The following is a 4,477-nucleotide window of genomic DNA, read 5'->3' on the forward strand; positions in this document are numbered from 1 at the left end:
GACGTTGTTGATGAAGGCCAAGGCGAAGGGGATTGCTAAGCCTAAGCAAGCAATCAAGATCGTTAACGCTTTCGCTGAGTCATACGCTGAAAATGCGCCTAAGTTGATTTCGGACATGCCAAAGCCTGAGTTGATGACAAAGACTAAGGAAGCCGACACGGATACGATGGTTGCTGGTTCGCCAAAGAAGGCAGCACTGTTTGGTGCCGTTGCTGGTTTGGCAATCGGGGTTGTCTTGGCATTCTTTGTGGGTGTTTACAAGAACGTGACGGCTGCTAAGAACTAAACAAAGGAGATTCGTATGGTTGCATGGTTAATGCCATTCGCGCTTTTGCCGAAGACATACACGTATTTCTTCTTTGATTCATTTGCTCAGCTTGCGGTTTTGATTTTCTCAATGTACATCATGGTGAAAATCTATTTACAACCTGCTCAGTTACAAACGGTGCTACCTAAAACAAATACGCTTCGTTTATGGGGCGCTTTTGTGGTTGTGCAATTAATCCTGATGGCGTACCAATCCTTTGTGGTTGGTGATACGAAGCAAATCTATGGTTTGCTTCACGGACTAGTTTCGTTTATTCAGATGATTCTTGTGATTTGGATTGCGTATACAGTCCAAAAGATGGCGATTCAGCGTTATGAAGATGCCGTGAAATTCGTCAAGTCAGTGATGATTAGCTTGATTGTCTACATTGTGGTGATTGTTTTGCCTCAAATCGCCTTCATTGATGGTGCTTTCTGGTTAAGTCACATTATCAATCCGATTGCTGGCCTGTTTGAACGCCACTGGCTAGATCGTAATTTCTATGATAACGGGAGTTATGTGGCAACATTGTGGCGTGTCAACGGGTTAGAACCAGAAGCGTCATTTTTAGCATTGCTGCTGGGATTAACGTTCTCACCATTGTTAATTATGATTGCTGAGGAGCCGTTGAAAAACTTCAAAAACCGCAAGTGGCTATTTTGGTTGACATGGGCTTTGTTAGCCATTATTGTCGTTATTCTATTCATGGCCAAGACTACGACTGGTTTCTTGATGATCGGGTTGCTCGCCGTTGCCTATTGGTTTGCTGCGCCACGTAAGCAAAAGTTGTTTATCGCGGGTGGGGTGGTGATTGCCTTAATTGCAGTTGCCGCGGCTTATCAATTTGTACCGTCGGTTAACGCGATGCTAAATCAGTGGTTGTTCCAAAAGGACGGTACCGATAATCGTCTAGGTGGTACAATTGGTTTAATTGGCGCTTGGCTCCATCATCCATTGTTTGGGGTTGGCTATGGTTACGAAGGGCACTATATTGTGCAGAATTTGCCAGAGTGGTCAAAAAACAACGCTGAATATATGGATGTTTACAAGAATCAATCATATCCAATTTTGAATGATGTGTTTGGTTGGTTAGCCCGCTATGGTGTTATCTTTGTTCTAATTGGCTTCTGGCTGTTGCTAGGGTTGATTACGCGGGCAGTGAAAACACTCGGTCGTTTGAAGCAAAGTGCGTCTGACCACGTGATGTTTTATCGGGTGATGATTAAGTCATTCTTGGTCACTGTCGCGATTACAATTGTGACGGCCGGTATTACGCCAGCTAATGCAACGTCATGGCCGATGCTATTGATGTTGTTCTTCTACTGGCGGGTGGTCCACTTAGCAGAGGATGAATTACAAAACGAAGGAATTTAGTTAAATGAAAATTTTAGTTGCTGTACACAAGCCGTACCAAATGCCTAAAGATTCAACGTATCTGCCGGTCATGGTCGGGGCTGCGCTACAGGAGGGTTATCCAGCTAATTACACACCAGATAACACTGGTCAAAACATGTCTGAAATGAACCCGTTCTACAACGAATTAACGGCGTTGTATTGGGCTAAGTATAATCTGCAAGATGAAGATGTGATTGGCTTGATGCACTACCGCCGTTACTTTGGTAAGAAAGCTAGTCACGATTTGACTGACATTTTGACAGAAACGGATATCCGTAACGCTTTGGAAACTGCGGATGTATTGTTGCCTAAGCAACGTAATTACTACATCGAAACGCAAAAGGATCACTACTTTAATGCGCACAATCATGAGCCATATAATGTGATGCGTGAGGTGATTGCCGAAAAGTACCCGGATTACTTGGCTGCGTTTGATGCGATGGGTAACAGCACAAAAGCGCACTTGTTCAATATGAGCATTATGCGCCAAGCTGATTTTCAAGAGTACACTGACTTCATGTTCGATGTGTTGAAGGCTGTAGAAGAACGCATTCCATATCTCGAATATGAAGGACAGGAACGTCGTGTTTTTGGTTTCTTATCAGAGCGTTTGATGGACACATGGGTGAACACCAGGCAAAAGCGTGTGATGGAATTCCCATTGGTTACGACTGAGAAGACAAATTGGTTGGACAAGGGAACCCAATTTTTGAAGCGTAAGTTCTTCAAGAATGCCAATAAGAAGGTTCACTTCTAATATTAATCAAAAACCACCTGCCTATGGCGCGTGGTTTTTGATTATAAAGTGATAAAATAGCCCAGTTATTGTCACACTTTTAGTGTGAAATATCCTGAAATTATGGTAAAGTAATTTCAGGATATTTTTTATACAAAAATCATCAGAAGGAAGACAAATCATGACTTTGAATGATAAGAACTACGATTACCTGATCGTAGGTGCTGGACCATTTGGTTCAATCTTTGCTTATGAAGCAGCTAAGCGTGGAAAGCGCTCATTGATTATTGAAAAGCGCGCACACATCGCTGGAAACATGTACACACACACGGAGCACGGTATTACGGTGCACGACTTCGGTGCTCACATTTTCCACACGGACAACAAGGAAGTTTGGGACTACATCCGTCAATTCGCTGAATTTAACGGTTACCAAAACCAAGTTGTTGCCAACTACAAGGGTACGTTGTACAACTTGCCATTCAACATGAACACATTCTACGAGATGTGGGGAACGAAGACGCCAGCTGAAGCCAAGGCTAAGATCGAAGAGCAAAAGGCTGCTGCTTTGACTGACTTGGGTGACCGCGAGCCACGTAACTTGGAAGAGCAAGCAATCTCATTGATTGGTACTGATATCTACGAGAAGTTGATCAAGGGTTACACGGAAAAGCAATGGGGACGTAAGGCAACTGAATTGCCAGCCTTCATCATCAAGCGTTTGCCAGTTCGTTTCATTTATGACAACAACTACTTCAACCACCGTTACCAAGGTATTCCAATCGGTGGTTACACGCAAATCTTTGAGAAGATGTTGGATAACGATTTGATTGATGTTCGTTTGAACTCAGACTTCTTCGAGCACAAGGACGAATACATTGCTGAGTTCCCACGTATTTTGTACACGGGAATGATCGACCAATTCTTCGACTACAAGTTCGGTGAATTGGAGTACCGTTCATTGCGCTTCGAGCACGAAGTTATCGATTCAGATAACTACCAAGGAAACTCAGTTATCAACTACACGGATGCTGAGACGCCATACACGCGTGTGATGGAATGGAAGCACTTCGATGGTTTGTCAGACGATGGTGTGACGATCATTACGAAGGAATACCCACAAACGTGGGACCGTACGAAGGAAGCTTATTACCCAGTTAACGACGAGAAGAACACGAACTTGTACAAGGAATACGCTAAGGAAGCGCGCCAACACAAGGATCAATTTATCTTCGGTGGTCGTTTGGGACAATACCGTTACTTCGATATGGACCAAGTCTTCAACGCTGCTTTGAATGAAGTACGTAAGGAGTTCAAGATTCCTTCAAGCTTCAACTTCGCACACGACGAAGAACACTAATCTGTATTTAAAAAAGCCGATCGTTCTGTTGTTGAATGATTGGCTTTTTTCGAGAAGAGGGGCTTATGAATAAAAAGGCAGTTTTACAACATTTGTTGGTGATGCTGTTGTTCGTGGTGATTGCAGGCTTGTCGGTTGTCCCTTACTGGAATCGGGGCACCATTTATGGCCAAGGCGATTTATTGTTTCACCTTAATCGGCTAGCGGGGCTGACGCAAGGGGTACAAGTGCATGAAATTCCATATCGCTACTTTAATGTGCTAACTAACATTGGTAGTGCTAGCAATTTCTTCTACCCGTTTGTCTACATGCTCGGTTGGTCCGGCTTGTTCGCAGTGATGGACAATCCAATTCACGCCTTTTACCTTGGTGAAGCGATTGTGATGTTTGTGACGTTGATTGTGGCATACCTGGCTATGAATCAATATCAATCACAGCGCATGCGGTCAATTATTTTTGCGTTACTATATGGATTTGCTAGTTACCGCACATATTTAGCGTATGATCAGTTTGTGTTTGGTGAGATGTTGGCATTTGCGTTTCTACCCTTGGCGTTTGTTGGGTTATACAACGTCTTCTTGGGTGACGCACGTAAGTGGCGGGCACTGGCAGCAGGCTTAACCTTAATCTTATACGCCCACATGTTGAGTACGGTTTTGACGTTGACATTGTTTGTCAT

At 43.6% G+C, this 4,477-nt stretch carries 3 protein-coding genes and 2 pseudogenes; all 5 read left to right on the forward strand.

The annotated features are described in order from the left end of the window. Window positions 1-286: pseudogene (locus tag WEIDD23_RS00720) on the forward strand (capsular biosynthesis protein); the annotation flags it as partial. Between the two features lie 15 nt (window positions 287-301). After that, window positions 302-1,681, forward strand: coding sequence for a hypothetical protein (locus WEIDD23_RS00725; protein WP_010371954.1), 1,380 nt, complete (start codon window positions 302-304; stop codon window positions 1,679-1,681). 4 nt (window positions 1,682-1,685) lie between these two features. Next, window positions 1,686-2,459 (forward strand): DUF4422 domain-containing protein, encoded by a 774-nt coding sequence (locus WEIDD23_RS00730; RefSeq protein ID WP_010371950.1) that lies wholly within the window; start codon window positions 1,686-1,688, stop codon window positions 2,457-2,459. Window positions 2,460-2,619: 160 nt separating this feature from the next. After that, window positions 2,620-3,798: a UDP-galactopyranose mutase gene (gene glf / locus WEIDD23_RS00735; RefSeq protein WP_010371947.1), complete on the forward strand. Its 1,179-nt coding sequence runs from the start codon at window positions 2,620-2,622 to the stop codon at window positions 3,796-3,798. Between the two features lie 65 nt (window positions 3,799-3,863). After that, window positions 3,864-4,477: pseudogene (locus WEIDD23_RS00740) on the forward strand (hypothetical protein); the annotation flags it as partial.

Origin of the sequence: Weissella sp. DD23, from assembly GCF_001579105.1 — a bacterium.
GTDB lineage: Bacteria > Bacillota > Bacilli > Lactobacillales > Lactobacillaceae > Weissella > Weissella cibaria.

Bases quoted from the DNA above. Each gene is read 5' to 3' on its own strand.
- WEIDD23_RS00725 (WP_010371954.1), top strand. From the start codon at position 302: ATGGTTGCATGGTTAATGCCATTCGCGCTTTTGCCGAAGACATACACG.
- WEIDD23_RS00730 (WP_010371950.1), top strand. From the start codon at position 1,686: ATGAAAATTTTAGTTGCTGTACACAAGCCGTACCAAATGCCTAAAGAT.
- glf (WP_010371947.1), top strand. From the start codon at position 2,620: ATGACTTTGAATGATAAGAACTACGATTACCTGATCGTAGGTGCTGGA.